We start from the raw sequence: 16,769 nt of genomic DNA, 5'->3' as shown, positions 1-16,769 counted from the left end.
ACAATGAACTTTCTCTTGATTAGATGGTCTTAAAAATCACTGGACAGCGACTGTCCACTTAACAAAAGAGCCATTGATCAAACCAAATTCTTATGGCCGCCATAGTCGGTCCTGATAATTTGTGATCTGATTTTTCAGTCACCCTGCACAATGAAAATTCCACATTGCTCAGGTCATTATTGCCTGGCTGGGGAGTTCTCAAGGCAAAAATGATTACAACCTTAAATAATGAACTCACTACCCGTTTTACCCGGCTCTTCTTCTGAAGCAGCAAGGATAGGAGCCATAGACAACACTGACCATGGCCAGGATCCAGTCAATACGCCAGAGGTCAAGGTTTCCGTTAAATGTCACATCGGACAACAGCACTGTTTCGATTTCACCTCAACCGGTGACATTTCACTGACCCAGCGGGATATTCAACACCTGTCAGCCCACCTGCCCGGATTTAAGCCACAGCCCGGGAATGGTGACCAGCCCCTGGTGACCGTGGAACACGTCCAGACCAACAGCCGCCCGGCCATCGTGCAACGTGAAGGATACGTTCAGGTTATGGCTCCCGATAACGACATCATGCCGGATACCCTGCCACACCTTCTTTACGGGGCCTGTCGGGTTGAGTGGTTACGAAAAAAACTGTTCCCGGTCCATGCGGCCTGTATCGGCGATGCCTCGGGCTGTTACCTGCTTGCCGGTGCCTCAGGCTCTGGCAAAACCACACTGGTACTGAAGCATGCCCTGCGGCATCTCAAACTGCCAGAACGAAAAATCATCTCGGCAGACAAAACCCTCGTCAGGTTTACCGATGACGGGCAACTCAAAGCCGTTGCGGGCACCAAGACCATTTCGGTGCGTAACCATGATATGCCCAAATGGGAGCCCGTGGTCAGTGCCGGAGTTGCTGAAGCAGGAAAATCTGAACAGTCCCTCACCAGTGTTGGCGACCGGACGCATTTTCAGCTGCCTTCGGATTACTACAGTGACCCGGAATCGGAAGTCCCGATACGGGACATTGTGCTGGTCAAGTTAACCGACGATTTCATGGAAAAAACCCTGACCCCTGAAAGCGCAAGACATCAGCTGTTTAACCTGTTCCTCGACAAGCAGCGCGAGGATATTCTGATTGGTGATTATGATGCCGTCCTTGATGGAACCGTTCCTCGCGAGGTCAAAGACTACCTGGCGCAGAAGCTCAGTGATTATCTTCGCGAGGACGGGCGGCAAACACGACAGATCAGCGGTCCACTGCAGGACGTTTACCAATCCATCATGCCCACGCTGTCCATGGAGGTGCTGCCAACGGAGAAAAAAAAAAGATAGTGATTGGCATCTGTGGCATTGGCAACGGCCATCTGAACCGTCAGTTGCCCTGCCTCAATTACCTCAGGGACAGAGATCATCAGATCGTCCTGTTCACTTATGGGCAGGCGCTGGAGTATTTCCACAACCATCAGAAGGAGTATCCGGGGGTTCGCGTATGTGAGGTGAACAATCCCTACATTGCTGGCTGTCTGACCGGGCTGGATTTTGAGGCCACCAGTAAGCTGCCACAAAACAACCGCATGAACTTCAACCAAATCAACTTCCGGGCCATGGCAGTAGCGAACCAAAAACTGGGTACTCCGGATCTGGTGATCAGTGATTACGAGCAGGTGTCCGCCCAGTATGCCTACAGCAAGCAGGCTCCGCTGATCACCAGCGACCAGCAAAGCAAGTTTTTAACCGGCAGCTTCATACCTGATCTGGCGGGTACGTCATTTCGGGATGAACGGGAGCGGCTGTCACTTTTCTTTCCCCGTGCCGACAGGCGTTTGGCAATCTCTTTCTTCAACGTTCAACCTGATATTCAAGAGCAACAGCGCAGGGATATTGCCAATGTAACCCTGCTGCCACCGGTGATTCGTCCGGAAATCATTGCTGCCAAAGAACAAGGCCATGGCACAACGGCCTCGTTACTGATGTACATTACTGCCCAGTCGTGGACCTCTCTGCCTATTGATCAATGGCTACAGACCGTCCAGGAGAATGTACCAGACGACATCACAGTACATATATTTTTACCCATACAGTGTCTGCTTCCTGCTGATAGTGAGTGTTGTCGGTTTTATCACCATGGCGACGCCCAATTTGTTTCATTACTCGCGGCCTGCACCGGGGTGATCTCCACCGCAGGACACACACTGCTGTCAGAAGCCATGTACCTGAACAAGCCCGTCTATGCCATACCCCTGAAAAATCTGTATGAACAGCAGATCAATGCCAAAGTGATTGGCGACAACCAGTTTGGGATAAACTCGGGGGAGCTGAGTGCAGAAAAACTGAAAACGTTTATTGCCAACCTGGCTTTTTATTCCGACAACATCGGCAAAGATAATACCGTGCTTTTGCGGGGCAATGGCAAAGACCAGGTTATCCAGATCGTTGAGCAGACGCTGCAGGAAAACCAGCGCCCTGTTCAGGAGCCCTCCCCCTGCCAGGAGATCACATTTTCCAGCACGGATTCAGGGGCAGAAAAAAAGATACTGTTTAATGCAGAACCCTTCGGTTTTGGCCCTTCTGCTGCCATCGGGGAAATATTTCCTTACGTGCGCAAACAGGCCAGACACCTCGCCTATATCGGCGAAAAGCACACCCTCGATATTCAGTCCAAGTACCCCTATAACCGAATCATTGACTGCACCGGACAGGGCTCTGCCACCGACCGAAAAGAAAAGTACCTCCGCCACCTGCGTGAATACGATCTGTTTATCACCGCCTGTGATCTGGAGGTTGCCGGGTGGGCCAAAGAAGCAGGCCTTGAGGTCATCGTATATGATCCACTGTCCTGGTACTGGAAAGAGGTGTCTCCAGCCATTACCCATGCCGACCTCTATCTGGTACAGAACTTTCTCACCGTACAGGAGCGGTTACAGGAAAACAGAAACAAACTGCCGGAAACCATCGTCGTACCTTCCATTGTATCCGGCCTGCAGCGCCTTCAGGATAAGCACCCCCAAACCAATACGGCCAGTCTGTTGCTGGTCAATACCGGTGGGCTGATGAATCCCCTGGTGACTTCTTCCATCATGGTGAACTACGCAAAAATCATCATGAACTGCATCAACCAGACCCTTGGCAGTCACTACGACCAGCTCCAATTTCTGGGCAGCCGCACCCTGGCAGAGGCCACAGGGGACCAGTTTGAGGTCCAGACACTGACACCTGATCAAGTGCAGGATGTTTTGCAGCAATCAACAGTGGCCCTGATGACCCCGGGACTTGGCAACATATTTGAGGCGGCCGCCCTGGGGAAAAAAATTATCTGGCTGCCTCCGGCCAATGACAGCCAGGGCCAGCAGTTAAGACTGCTCAAGCAAAATCACATGGTGGATGCCAGCATTGACTGGCATGACATCTTTCCCGGGACCGCTCCCATTGACTACTTCAAAAGTCAGGAAGAGGTTATGGAATCCATCACTCATCTTATCGAAAGGTTAACGACGGAACCCGGAGCAATCACAACACTCAGCCATCTCATGGCTATTGCTCACCAGCAATTGTCCCATACCGACGAGTCATCATTGAGTGAACTTGACCGACGATTTTCCCATGGCGGAGGGAAAGTCATTGCTGATCAGATTCTGCAAAGACTACATAAACAAAACACCCTGAAGGAGGAGGAAAAACAATGAACCCACTGGCACGCCCCAATTGCAGTAACAATACCTTTAAAGAGATCAGTTATACCGATCATAAAGTTTACGATGGACAGCGGGCTGACCCGAAAGTCATCAAAGAAGCCTTTGTGGAGCATGGTTACATCGTTGCCGGGAATGTTTCCACTGAAGCGGATCGTAACAGTGCCGTCAGCCTGTTGCAGCGTCAGGTCAAGCATCATCCGGGAGCCAGCATCAATGGTTTTTTTGAACTGTACCATGATGATGCCCTGGCCCAGCTGAGGCAGAACCCAACCATGGTCAAGCTGTTTGAAACCCTTTGGGATAATAAAAAACTATGGGTGGTATTTGACCGATGCATTTATATGCGGCCAGAAACAGACCATAACAGCTTCCTCCCCCTTCATGTGGATCAAAACCCTCATACCCAGCCCGGTTTCAGTGCAGTTCAAGGCTTACTGGCGCTCAGGGATTGTGATAAAACCACCGGCATGCTGGGTATTATCCCCGGCTCCCATCATGACTTCGGGCAATATAAATCGTGGTCAGATAAAAAACAGGGCTGGATTGAATATCAGGGCGAGGATGTACAAGACCGTTGGCAGACACTCCGGGCTGTGCAATTGAAAGAGGGGGAGATGGTGGTTTGGGATTCTCGCCTGACCCACTCACGATTTAATCCAGACCCGGACTGCGCCGACGACAGGCGCGACCGTATGCTGGCGATGATCAGCTTTCTCCCCGCCTCTGCCGATGAGGCGCTAAGGGAAAAAAGGGTGCACGCCCTGGAAAGTGGCGTAGGCCAATACGATCATGAAGCAGGATTGCGAAAAACGGCAGGTTCTCATATTGAATCATTACGGGTGAACCGGGAAAACCTGACGGAAACAGGCAGGAAAATCTATGGCGTCGAACCTTGGTGAGTACTACCTGACTAGAAAGGAAGCGCTTGATGATACCTTCTTCCCACGGTCCCCCGTGGGAATGCATACCAAATCTCTCCGTAAATTAGCCTCCCATAAAACTCTTATTATTCCGGGCAGAAACAGGCTGTTCCACCTCCTGCAGGCTCCAGCCGTTTATCTGAGTTAATTAATCAAAGGACAATCAGGCTGCCCGTGAACTTCCCGACCTTTGGCCTGTCCATTAAAACCGTGAATCAATGGTTGCGATGTGTCTCGCAGTGCCGGTAATAACTCATTAATAATGGGGCAAATCAATGAGTGACCCTTTGTCTTCAGGTGCCGCCGGTGTCCCGATGGCACCGGATTGGCCTGCACATCTGCCGACAAAAACCTCACCCTCTGACTCCCCGTCCAATATCGCGCTTGCGGAGATAAGTCCTCAGAAACAGCCCTCGCAGAAACAACCTTTATGGCAAACTTTGTGGCAAAGGAGGATTACTGAACTTCCTCCCGAACTGTTGGTCAAGATTTTTGACTACCTTGAATTCGATGATATCCGACGTATCAATGCAACCTGCCTTGCATTTCGGGACGTGGTCACAGAATACAAATACATTCAGGAACTGTCTTATTTTGCCCGGCTTCCCCAATGTTTCCGGGAACAGTTCCAGCAACATGTCTTTGGGCAGAAAAAATCCCGGTGCTTTCATCCATTTGCCACTCCAGCATCACGCTACAACAGAGGGATATCGTTCAGGGACAGGGTAATAAAGAACCTCCCGCAGATGTCCGCACTATTATGCCTTGACACCTTGGGGAGGATGGAATCATGTCCGGCTTATCGTATGGTCAAGCTATTTAAAGTTACGCTCCCTCAGCGTGCAGCATGGAATTCACAGCCACAGACCGGTGCCGCTCTTGAGGTTTGCTTCAGCCGGTCCAGTCATCATCTGTTGTTTTATGGCCGTTGCTTGAATGACTCCCGAATTCTGGCCAGGGATGACCAGGGGCAATGGGCAGAAGAGCACCTGAATTGGTCCGATAACAGCCGCTCCCGGGTGGTTTCCGGGGCAAATTTCAGTCCTTGTGAAAATCGCCTGTTTACCTGGAACGGTAAGAATCGCGCGAATATGTTGCAACCTGCCGACAACCGCTGGAACGAGGACGACACGCTAAAGTTGTCAGGTCATGCGGTCGTGTTCAGCCCCTCGGGGAAATATATGGCGGCCTACAAGCACGAACCTTTCATCGTCTGTCGCATGGACAACAATAATCAATGGCGGAAAGTGAAGGTTAACGGCCTCTCCGGAGAGTTGATTAAACACGCCCTGTTCAGTCCATCGGAGCGATATTTGGCACTCCTCTGGTCGCATCTACCATTTTGTGCGAGTGAAATAACGGTGCTATCTCTGAATGATTGTAGTGCTAAAGTCTGGAAATCACAGAGGTTGGAAAAATGTAAAGATGATTATGTTACTCATGCCCAATTTAGCCCGGTCGCGGATCAGTTTCTGGTGGGTTTTGAAAATCATTATGGCATTCCCGGGCGGGTCTCAATATACAGCCTGGAACCATCGGGGAAATGGGAAGAGACGATGATCTTCCCATACTTTTGTCCGGTTTTCTTGAGTTCTACCGGTCAATATCTGTTCAATAAGGCCTCATTCACGGGCTTCGTGGGCCTTGGCATGCTGCAAGATATGCTGCAAGACAGGGTCAGAGACCGTGATGTGCAGCTATGGCGCATACCGGAAAATTTGTCTGCCGGGTCGCTGGACGACGGTCGCTTGCTGCAGCCGGATGCCGTATCAAGAGCGATTCTTGATTCAGAAATAACGCTCAGACACAATTCTCTGGTGAAAGTGGCGCGGTTCAGTCCGTCTGACAACCACTTAGTGGTCAGCTGCGAGTCGGGTACAGTCTACATCTGGGGAAAGAGCCAGACTGGACAATGGGCAATTGAAACCATCACCGAAGAATGTGCCCCAATCACCGTACCCTGGTTTAGCCCGTCCGGCCTTCATGTGCTGACCTGGAACCCTTCAATGGTAGGAATCCTCGGGCGCAGCGGTCAACAGCACTGGTCACTCAAAGGGGATATCAAGCAAGACGGTATTCTGGAAGCCTACTTCAATCCACTATCAGAGCATGAGGTGATGGTCCTGAGCCAAACTCAGAATGGCGACGTTACCAATATCCATTTACAAGTCTGGGAAATAAGAGATGCAGGTACGCCGGATTGAAGACAAATGCGGTATGCATTACCACGCAGAGCGTGGAAATGACGAGATACCGGAGCCTGCTGGATGTCGAACAACCTGTTTCTGTCCGGAAACTTCCTGCCCTCAGGTCTGTCCAATATCACCATAAATCCTTGGTTATGAAGGTTTATAGTACATGGTTTCAATGAGCTTGACGTGTACAATCCCCGTTCACCCTGAGCGGAGTCGAAGGGTGCTTGGCACGATCTATCAGAGTCCGGAGCTTCCGCCCTTCGACAGGCTCAGGACGAACGGAGTGCGGAGGCATGACAACCCGTCAAACTCATTGAAACCATGTACTACCAGTAATGCCGGTAATAACTCATTAAGAATGTAGTAAGTCAATGAGCGACCCTCTGTTTCCAGGGGCTGTCGGCGCTTCGATTGCACCGGATTGGCCTGCAAATGAGCCTGCTAAAACGCCCCTCCCCGGCTCCCCACGCGCTATCGCACTCCCGGAGGCAAGTCCGCAGACACAGTTTCCGCAACAACAGCCGTTGTGGCAAAGAAGGATTACTGAACTCCCTCCCGAACTTTTGGCCATAATTTTTGACCACCTTGAATTCGATGACATCCGGCAAGTTAATGCAACCTGCCTGGCTTTCCGGGAAGTGGTGAAAGAATACAATTATATTCAGGAACTGTCTTATTTTGCCCGACTTCCCCGATGTTTCCGGGAACAGTTCCAGCAACAAGTCTTTGGGCAGAAAAAATCCCGGTGCTTTCATCCATTTGCCACTCCGGCATCACGCAACAACAGAGGGATATCGTTCAGGGACAGGATAATAAAGAACCTCCCGCAGATGTCCGCAATACTATGCCTTGAAACCCTGGAGAGGATGGAAAGATGTCCGGCTTACCGTCTGGTTCCGCAACGCAAAGTCACTCTGCCTCTGTCTGAAGCAAGGTGTCAAGAGCTTCATCCCGATCCCGTTTATGATGTTTGCTTCAGCCCGTCCGGTCGTCATCTGCTGTTTTATGGCCGTTGTTTGAATGGCTCCCGAATTCTGGCCAGGGATGACCAGGGGCAATGGGCAGAAGAGCACCTCAATTGGTCCGATAACAGCGGCAGTCGGGTGATTACCAGGGCAAGCTTCAGTGCTTGCACAAATCACCTGTTAACCCGGAGCGCTGAGGGCAACATTAATACCTGGCTACCTGCACACCGCTGCTGGAACGATGCCAGCATGGTAACGTTGCCGGATCAGACTGTCGAATTCAGCCTTTCAGGGAAATATATGGTGACCTACGGCAGGTACAATCATGTGATCACCTGGCGCATGGGTGAAAATAACAAGTGGCTGAAAATGAAGATTCGTGGCCTACCCACCGGAGTATTCGCTGATGACGTCCGGTTCAGTCCATCGGAGCAGCATTTGATGTTGCGCTGGTCGGCTCCACAGGGAGAGGGTGGGCAAATGGCTATGTTATCGCTGGATGGTCCCGAAACCTGGTCAGTACAGCCGTTAAATTTATTAAGCAAAGGTATTGTTGCTTTTTCCCACTTCAGCCAAGTGGCGGATCAGCTTCTGATGGGTATTAGCGAACTTCCTGTCAAATGCGGGCGGGTCTCAATTTACAGCCCGGAACCATCGGGGAAATGGGAGGAGACAATAATCTTCCCATACTTGTATCCGCTTCGCTTCAGCCCTGCCGGTAAATACGTATTCAGTGAATGCAGCACCAGTGGCCGTCATGCGTTGCTATGGCGCAGACCGGAAAAATTATCTGACTGGTCTCTTGACCACTGTCGTTTTCCTCAGTTGGATGAAGCATCAAGAGCGAGGCTTGACTCAGCTATCATGCTCAAACATGACTCCCGTGTGGATACGGTGCTGTTCAATCCGTCTGACAGCCACTTACTGGTCTGCTGCAGGCCAGATACAGTCCATATCTGGGGGAAGAACCAGGCAGGAGAATGGTCAATTCAAACCACCACCAGGGAGTGCGCCCCGACCACCACCCCCTGCTTTAGCCTGTCTGGCATTCATGCGCTGACTTGTAACTCTTCAATGGTAGGAATCCTGGGGCGCAACGGTCAACAGCACTGGTCACTCAAAGGGGTTATCAAGCAAGACGGTATTCTGCAAGCCTACTTCAATCCGCTATCAGAGTATGAGGTGGTGGTCCTGAGCCAAACTAAGAATGGCGACGTTACCAATATCAGTTTACAAGTCTGGGAAATAAGAGATGCTGGTACGCCGGATTGAAGGCAAATCCGGTATGCACTACCACGCAGAGCGTAGAAATGAGGAGATAGCGGAGCCTGCAAGATGTCAAACAAACTGTTTCTGTCCGGAAACTTCCTGCCCTCAGGTCTGTCCAATATCACCATAAATCCATGGTTATGAAGGTTCTGGTACATAACTCATTAAGAATGGAGCATGTCAATGAGCGACCCTCTGTTTCCAGGGGCTGTCGGTGCTTCAATTGCACCGGATTGGCCTGCCAGTGAGCCTGCTGAAACGACACCCTCCAGCTCCGCTACCGCGCTCCCGGAGGCAAGCCCGCAGACACAGTTTCCGCAACAATTTCCGCAAAAACAGCCGTTGTGGCAAAGAAGGATTACTGAACTCCCCCCCGAACTTTTGGTCATGATTTTTGACCACCTTGAATTCGATGACATCCCGCAAGTTAATGCAACCTGCCAGGCTTTCCGGGAAGTGGTGAAAGAATACAATTATATTCAGGAACTGTCTTATTTTGCCCGACTTCCGCAATCCTTCCGGGAACAATACCGGCAAACAGCCCCGTGGCAGAAAAAATCCTGGTGCTTTCATCCATTTGCCACTCCAGCATCACCTGATAGAGGGATATCGTTCAGGAACAGGATAATAAAGAGCCTCCCTCAGATGTCCGCACTACTAAGCCTTGACACCTTGCGGAGGATGGAATCATGCCCGGCTTACCGCCTGGTTCCGCGACACAAAGTCACTCTCCCGCTGCGTGAAGCGGGTGAACCATATAAACAGACCGAAGCTATTGTTGATTTTTGCTTAAGCCAGTCCAGTCGTCATCTGTTGTTCTATGGCCGTTTTTTGAATGGCTCCCGAATTCTGGCCAGGGATGACCAGGGGCAATGGGCAGAAGAGCACGTCAATTGGTCCGATAACAGCGGCAGTCGGGTGATTACCAAGGCAAATTTCAGTGCTTGCGCAAATCGCCTGTTAACCCGCAGCAGTGAGGGTTACGTTAATACCTTACGGTCTGCTAACAGCTGTTGGGAGGAAGTCGGCAAGGAAACTTTGCCGAATCAGACTGTCCAATTCAGCCCTTCCGGGAAATATATGGTGACCTGTGATGAGGACAATCAGGTACTCGTCTGGTGCATGGACGAAAATAATAATGATTGGCTGAAAATGGAGGTTTCCGGCCTCTCCCCCAGAGCGTTGATTGGTCAAGTTCAGTTCAGTCCATCGGAGCGGTATCTGTTACTGCACACGCTGGATAAAAGGACCATTTTATCTCTGGATGATTGTGGAGTCTGGTCAGCCCAGCATTCAATATTAATAAGTGAATATAGCGGTTATGCCTGCTTCAACCCAGTGGAAGATCAGCTTCTGGTATGTATTGAACACAACCCCTTGAGTCCCGGACGGGTCGCAATTCACAGCCCGGATCCATCGGGGAAATGGCAAGAGACGGTGATATTCCCGACATTCTTTCCGCTTCAATTCAGCTCTACCGGTAAATACCTGTTCGCTAAATCTAATACCATTGGTGGTCCGACGCCTTGCCAGGATTTGCTGCTATGGCACAGACCGGAAAATTGGTCTGACTGGTCGCTGAACCCGTGTCTCTCGCCGGAGTTGAATTCCGCGTCAAGGCTTGAATCAGCCATAAGGCTCAAGCATGATTTCGCAGTGTATCAGACACTATTCAGCCCGTCTGACAGTCACGTGCTGACCACCAGCTATGATGCGGACAGCACAATCTGTATCTGGGAGGAGAGCCAGGCAGGGACATGGTCAAAACAAATCATCACCAGGGAGTATACCCCAGCCATCACCCTCTTTAGCCTGTCAGGCCTTCATGCGCTGACTTGCAACCGTCACATGGTAGGAATCCTGGGGCGCAACGATCAAAAACACTGGTCACTCAAGGGGAAGATCGAGCAAGACGATATCATGACAGCATGCTTCAATCCCATGTCAGAGCATGAAGTGGCGGTCTTGAGCCATTCCAGGGAAGGCAATATAACAAATTTCACTCTACAAGTTTGGGAAATAAGAGATGCTGATACGCCGGATTGAAGACAATGGCCTGCTGTTTCGAACTGGTGAGTAGACCGACGGAACTTCCCCGCCAGCCCCTCGTAAAACGGTACGTGAACCTCTCTGACGCCGCCCCTTCGCTCCACTCCCATTACAGAAGCTTCAACACTACTCGACAATATGCTCCTGCATTGTCTACCGATTACGTCCATGTAATCGTACGAACGGCTCCGCCCCAGTGCGCAGCATCGGTACTCAAGCCCTTGCAGGTCCCCCACTTGGGAGTCTCCCTTAACATCCGCACGACTGGTTCCCACAGTTCCATAGGAAAGCCCAGTACAGAGTCATGCCTTGGACGCCCTGGATACAGCCAGACAGGCTTATAGAATGAGCAACAATGATTTTGGAGCCTTAATCCAGTTTCGGTTACAGACAGAGTCGCAGTGATAGCTGGATAGTGGCCAGGTTTTACAATTCCAGTTGATCGTCTTTCAAGTCCGGAGTTGAGGCTAAACCTGGTTCAGCCTAATGATCACCATTGGGAGACATTTTTGGAGATAAGCCTGGCAATAATAACGCTTCGTGGAGATATGCTTTTTTGACAACCTTGTTATAAATGAAATCAGCGTGTTCACTAAAAAATTGAAATTGATCCAATCTACCAAAGGGATTTTTGTTAAGCTGTTTACCTTTATTTTTCAAATCAGAGTAAATGCCATGGGCAGCATGAAAGCAAAGACGATAATATTCTCCTGGTTCGTTCATTTTTATATCTTGTGCTTTCAGTTCTACTTTGCCTACTCCTTTTATATTGAAAAAGCATGTAATTCTTATGGCTTGAAATGGGTCTTCAGGGTTTACTTGTTGGTAATGGTATTGATGGCCATTGTTATTAATACTTCCGGTAAGCATAATTTACTCCTGTAAATGAGATTTTTTTTGCACTTAATCTCCAATTGGACAGTTAGGAAAATAAAAAGTTCAATCTATACCCCGGACACCGCCTGCACAGCATTCGGAATTAACCTGCAAGCTGATCACTGGAGAGGAACGAGCCCCAGCTTTTGATGTCAACAATGGACCTTTCGAACGCTTCAACGAAGATTCGGGTTTACTCATCTCTCTGTACCATACCTGACGACTCATTGTTCGCCTTTTCCCCAACGCTCACGACCACCACTCTTAATGACAGCCGCTTGAGGTGGTTTGAAGCCTGCTTCCGACAGCCGACTTCGGCGGGCCTACCGCCATCTTTCCTACAGCTTCGACACGTCAGGAGAATTATCCTTCAGACTCCATTGGTGTGCTGCGGCACACCGTTCCCACGGTCCTCCGTGGGAATGCATACCAAACCTCACCTTAAATACAAAATCCCGATTAAACCACCACGATTTCGCGCAATAAGAGTTTGTTTCACAGTTGGCAAATCCGGTATCGCAGAACGTGGGAACGATGAGATACCGGAGCCTGCACAATGTGAAACAACCAGTTTCTGCCCTGGAACTTCCTGCCCGCAGGGCTGTCCATTCACATCATGGATCGGTAGTGAAGGTTCGCGCAGTGCCGGTAATAACTCATTAAGAATGGAGTAAGTCAATGAGCGACCCTCTGGCTCCAGGGCCTGTTGGCGCTTCGATTGCACCGGATTGGCCTGCAAATGAGCCTGCTAAAACGACACCCCCCAGCTCCGCTATCGCGCTCCCGGAGGCAAGCCCGCAGACACAGTTTCCGCAAAAGCCGCTGTGGCAAAGAAAGATTACTGAACTCCCTCGCGAACTGTTGGCCACGATTTTTGACCACCTTGAATTCGATGATATCCGGCAGGTAAACGCAACCTGTCTTGCATTTCGGGATGTGGTCACACAATACAAATATATTCAGGAACTGTCTTATTTTGCCCGGCTTCCCCGATGTTTCCGGGAACAGTTCCAGCAACATGCCCTTGAGCAGAAAAAATCCTGGTGCTTTCATCCATTTGCCACTCCAGCATCACGCAACAACAGAGGGATATCGTTCAGGGACAGGATAATAAAGAACCTCCCGCAGATGTCCGCACTACTATGCCTTGACACCTTGCGGAGGATGGAATCATGCCCGGCTTACCGCCTGGTGCCGCGACACAAAGTCACTCTCCCGCAGCGTAATCCAAGTGAACGATATAGCCGGATCGAAGCCAGGATTGATTTTTGCCTCAGCCAGTCCAGTCGTCATCTGTTGTTTTATGGCCGTTTTTTGCATGACTCCCGAATTCTGACCAGGGATGACCGGGGACAATGGGCAGAAGAGCACGTCAATTGGTCCGGTAACAGCGGCAGCCGGGTGATTACCGCGGCAAATTTCAGTGCTTGCACGAATCGCTTGTTAACCCGCAGCCGTGAGGGTTATGTGAATACCTTACGGACTGCTAACAGCGGTTGGGAAGAAGTCGGCAAGAAAATTTTGCCGAACCAGAAGGTCCAATTCAGCCCTTCCGGGAAATATATGGTGACCTGTAATGAGGACCATAAGGTACGCCTCTGGCGCATGAACAAAAATAATAATAATTGGCTGAAAATGAAGGTTTCCGGCCTCTCCCCCGAAAGGTTGATTGGTGAAGTTCAGTTCAGTCCATCGGAGCGGTATCTGTCACTGCACACGCAGGATAAAAGAACCATTTTATCTCTGGATGATTGTGGAGTCTGGTCAGCACAGCATTCAATATTATTTATAGCAGAGGGTTTCGGTTGGAGTTATGACCGCTTCAGCCCAGTGGCAGATCAGCTTCTGGTGTGTATTGATCGCAAACCCTACAAACCCTACAATCCCGGACGGGTTGCCATTCACAGCCCGGATCCATCGGGGAAATGGCAAGAGACGGTGATCTTCCCGACATACTTTCCGCTGCAATTCAGCTCTACCGGTAAATACCTGTTCGCTATATCTGATAAAATTGGTGGTCCGACGCCTTGCGAGGATTTGCTGCTATGGCACAGACCGGAAAATTGGTCTGACTGGTCGCTGAACCAGTGTCTTTCACCGGAGTTGAGTTCCGCGTCAAGGCTTGAATCAGCCATAAGGCTCAAACATGATGGCGCAGTGCATCAGGCAGTATTCAGCCCGTCTGACAGTCACTTGCTGACCACCAGCTATATTGGTGGGGTCGGCACAATCTGTATCTGGGAGAAGAACCAGGCAGGGACATGGTCAATTCAAACCATCACCAGGAAGAACTCCCCAATCATCACCGGCTTTAGCCTGTCGGGCCTTCATGCGCTGATTCACACCTCTCACATGGTAGGAATCCTGGGGCTCAACGATCAAAAGTACTGGTCACTCAAGGGGAAGATCGAGCAAGACGGTATCATCAATGCACGCTTCAATCCCATGTCAGAGCATGAAGTGGTGGTCTTGAGCTATACCGGGGAAGGCGATATGACCAATTTCACTCTACAAGTTTGGGAAATAAGAGATGCTGATGCGCCGGATTGAAGACAATGGTCTGCTGTTTCGAACTCGTTCCCACGGTCCTCCGTGGGAATGCATACCAAACCTCACCATAAAGACAAAATCCCGATTAAACCACCACGATTCCGCGCAATAAGAGTTTGTTTCACAGTTGGCAAATCCGGTATCGCAGAACGTGGGAACGATGAGATACCGGAGCCTGCACAATGTGGAACAACCTGTTTCTGCACTGGAACTTCCTGCCCTCAGGGCTGTCCATTAACATCATGAATCGGTAGTGAAGGTTCGCGCAGTGCCGGTAATAACTCATTAAGAATGGAGTAAGTCAATGAGCGACCCTCTGTTTCCAGGGACTGTCGGCGCTTCGATTGCACCGGATTGGCCTGTAAATGAGCCAGCTAAAACGACACCCCCCAGCTCCGCTATTGCGCTCCTGGAGGCAAGCCCGCAGACACAGTTCCCGCAACAATTTCCGCAACAACAGCCGTTGTGGCAAAGAAGGATTACTGAACTCCCCCCCGAACTTTTGGTCATGATTTTTGACCACCTTGAATTCGATGACATCCCGCAAGTTAATGCAACCTGCCAGACTTTCCGGGAAGTGGTGAAAGAGTACAAATATATTCAGGAACTGTCTTATTTTGCCCGACTTCCGCAACGCTTCCGGGAACAGTACCGGAAAATAGCCCCGTGGCAGAAAAAATCCCGGCACTCTCATCCATTTACCATTCCTGCATCACGCAACAACAGAGGGACATCGTTCAGGGACAGGATAATAAAGAACCTCCCGCAGATGTCCGCACTACTATGCCTTGGCACCCTGGGGAGGATGGAATCATGCCCGGCTTACCGCCTGGTTCCGCGACACAAAGTCACTCTCCCCCAGCGTGATCCAGGTGATCCAGGTGATCCATATAATCAGACCGAAGCCATTCTTGATTTTTGCCTCAGCCAGTCCAGCCGTCATCTGTTGTTTTATGGCCACTGTTTGAATGACCACCGAATTCTGACCAGGGATGACCGGGGACAATGGGCAGAAGAGCACGTCAATTGGCCCGATAACAGCGGCAGCCGGGTGATTACCGCGGCAAATTTCAGTGCTTGCACGAACCGCCTGTTAACCCGCAGCCGTGAAGGTTATGTGAATACCTTACGGTCTGCTAACAGCGGTTGGGAAGAAGTCGGCAAGAAAATTTTGCCGAACCAGAAGGTCCAGTTCAGCCCTTCCGGGAAATATATGGTGACCTGCAATGAGGACAATCAGGTACTCCTCTGGTGCATGGACGAAAATAATAATGATTGGCTGAAAATGAAGGTTTCCGGCCTCTCCCACGAAGGGTTTATTGGTAAAGTTCAGTTCAGTCCATCGGAGCGGTATCTGTCACTGCACACGCTGGATAAAAGAACCATTTTATCTCTGGATGATTGTGGAGTCTGGTCAGCACAGCATTCAATATTGATAGCAGAGGGTTGGGGTTATGCCCGCTTCAGCCCAGTGGCAGATCAGCTTCTGGTGGGTATTGATCGCAATCCCTACAGTCCCGGACGGGTTGCCATTCACAGCCCGGATCCATCGGGGAAATGGCAAGAGACGGTGATCTTCCCGACATTCTTTCCGCTTCAATTCAGCCCTAGCGGTAAATACCTGTTCGCTATATCTGATGCAATTCGTGGTCCGATGCCTTGTGAGGATTTGCTGCTATGGCACAGACCGGAAAATTGGTCTGACTGGTCGCTGAACCCGCGTCTCTCGCCGGAGTTGAGTTCCGCGTCAAGGCTTGAATCAGCAATAAGGCTCAAACACGATGGCGGATTGTATAAGGCGCGATTCAGCCCGTCTGACAGTCACTTGCTGACCACCAGCTATAGTGGGTGCGGCACAATCTGTATCTGGGAGAAGAGTCAGGCAGAGACATGGTCAATTCAAACCATCATCAGAGAGTACACCCCAGTCATCACCGGCTTTAGCCTGTCAGGCCTTCATGCACTGACTCGCAACTCTCACATGTTAGTAATCCTGGGGCTCAACGATCAAAAGCACTGGTCACTCAAGGGGAAGATCGAGCAAAACGCTATCATAAAAGCATGCTTCAATCCCATGTCAGAGCATGAAGTGGTGGTCTTGAGCCGTACCGATGGAGGCGATATGACCAATTTCACTCTACAAGTTTGGGAAATAAGAGACGCTGATACGCCGGATTGAAGACAATGGCCTGCTGTTTTGAACTCGTTCCCACGGTCCTCCGTGGGAATGCATACCAAACCTCACCATAAAGACAAAATCCTGAT

The 16,769-nt window shown here is 50.4% G+C and carries 9 protein-coding genes; 8 read left to right on the top strand and 1 reads right to left on the bottom strand.

The annotated features are described in order from the left end of the window. Positions 1–228 precede the first annotated feature (228 nt). The 6 genes from ACO6V1_RS05065 to ACO6V1_RS05040 all read left to right on the top strand — a co-directional run bounded on the left by ACO6V1_RS05065 (position 229) and on the right by ACO6V1_RS05040 (position 11,075). A complete protein-coding gene (locus tag ACO6V1_RS05065; RefSeq protein ID WP_422466068.1) occupies positions 229–1,320 on the top strand; it encodes a hypothetical protein in 1,092 nt (363 codons plus the stop codon). Then, positions 1,320–3,671, top strand: coding sequence for a glycosyltransferase family protein (locus tag ACO6V1_RS05060; RefSeq protein ID WP_422466066.1), 2,352 nt, complete (start codon positions 1,320–1,322; stop codon positions 3,669–3,671). Before ACO6V1_RS05065 ends, ACO6V1_RS05060 begins: the two co-directional genes overlap by 1 nt. Continuing rightward, positions 3,668–4,579, top strand: coding sequence for a phytanoyl-CoA dioxygenase family protein (locus ACO6V1_RS05055; protein WP_422466064.1), 912 nt, complete (start codon positions 3,668–3,670; stop codon positions 4,577–4,579). The genes ACO6V1_RS05060 and ACO6V1_RS05055 overlap by 4 nt, the downstream gene beginning before the upstream one ends. Before the next feature lie 296 nt (positions 4,580–4,875). Further along, positions 4,876–6,804: an F-box-like domain-containing protein gene (locus ACO6V1_RS05050; protein ID WP_422461428.1), complete on the top strand. Its 1,929-nt coding sequence runs from the start codon at positions 4,876–4,878 to the stop codon at positions 6,802–6,804. 362 nt (positions 6,805–7,166) lie between these two features. Further along, entirely contained in the window at positions 7,167–9,032 is a 1,866-nt protein-coding gene (locus ACO6V1_RS05045) for a hypothetical protein (RefSeq protein ID WP_422466062.1), read from the top strand. Between the two features lie 180 nt (positions 9,033–9,212). Then, on the top strand, positions 9,213–11,075 hold the full coding sequence (locus ACO6V1_RS05040) for an F-box-like domain-containing protein (protein WP_422466060.1): 1,863 nt from the start codon (positions 9,213–9,215) through the stop codon (positions 11,073–11,075). A gap of 486 nt (positions 11,076–11,561) precedes the next feature. Here ACO6V1_RS05040 and ACO6V1_RS05035 read toward each other — a convergent pair whose 3' ends face one another. Next, entirely contained in the window at positions 11,562–11,948 is a 387-nt protein-coding gene (locus ACO6V1_RS05035) for a hypothetical protein (protein WP_422466058.1), read from the bottom strand. A gap of 684 nt (positions 11,949–12,632) precedes the next feature. Between ACO6V1_RS05035 and ACO6V1_RS05030 the strand changes: the two genes are divergently transcribed. Together ACO6V1_RS05030 and ACO6V1_RS05025 are read left to right on the top strand one after the other, a co-directional pair. Continuing rightward, the gene (locus ACO6V1_RS05030) at positions 12,633–14,504 is read left to right on the top strand and encodes a hypothetical protein (protein ID WP_422466056.1); all 1,872 of its coding nucleotides are present in this window, start codon (positions 12,633–12,635) and stop codon (positions 14,502–14,504) included. Positions 14,505–14,808: 304 nt separating this feature from the next. After that, on the top strand, positions 14,809–16,683 hold the full coding sequence (locus ACO6V1_RS05025; protein WP_422461436.1) for an F-box/WD repeat-containing protein: 1,875 nt from the start codon (positions 14,809–14,811) through the stop codon (positions 16,681–16,683). The last annotated feature ends 86 nt before the right edge of the window (positions 16,684–16,769 follow it).

Source organism: Endozoicomonas sp. ALC013, from assembly GCF_049310205.1.
Classification (GTDB): Bacteria; Pseudomonadota; Gammaproteobacteria; order Pseudomonadales; family Endozoicomonadaceae; genus Endozoicomonas.
Note: the sequence above shows the minus strand (reverse complement) of the source record. Positions and strands in the feature narration are given on the sequence as shown.

Coding starts and splice junctions, on each gene's coding strand:
- ACO6V1_RS05040 (WP_422466060.1), top strand. CDS start 9,213: ATGAGCGACCCTCTGTTTCCAGGGGCTGTCGGTGCTTCAATTGCACCG.
- ACO6V1_RS05050 (WP_422461428.1), top strand. CDS start 4,876: ATGAGTGACCCTTTGTCTTCAGGTGCCGCCGGTGTCCCGATGGCACCG.
- ACO6V1_RS05025 (WP_422461436.1), top strand. CDS start 14,809: ATGAGCGACCCTCTGTTTCCAGGGACTGTCGGCGCTTCGATTGCACCG.
- ACO6V1_RS05045 (WP_422466062.1), top strand. CDS start 7,167: ATGAGCGACCCTCTGTTTCCAGGGGCTGTCGGCGCTTCGATTGCACCG.
- ACO6V1_RS05065 (WP_422466068.1), top strand. CDS start 229: ATGAACTCACTACCCGTTTTACCCGGCTCTTCTTCTGAAGCAGCAAGG.
- ACO6V1_RS05030 (WP_422466056.1), top strand. CDS start 12,633: ATGAGCGACCCTCTGGCTCCAGGGCCTGTTGGCGCTTCGATTGCACCG.
- ACO6V1_RS05035 (WP_422466058.1), bottom strand. CDS start 11,948: ATGCTTACCGGAAGTATTAATAACAATGGCCATCAATACCATTACCAA.
- ACO6V1_RS05055 (WP_422466064.1), top strand. CDS start 3,668: ATGAACCCACTGGCACGCCCCAATTGCAGTAACAATACCTTTAAAGAG.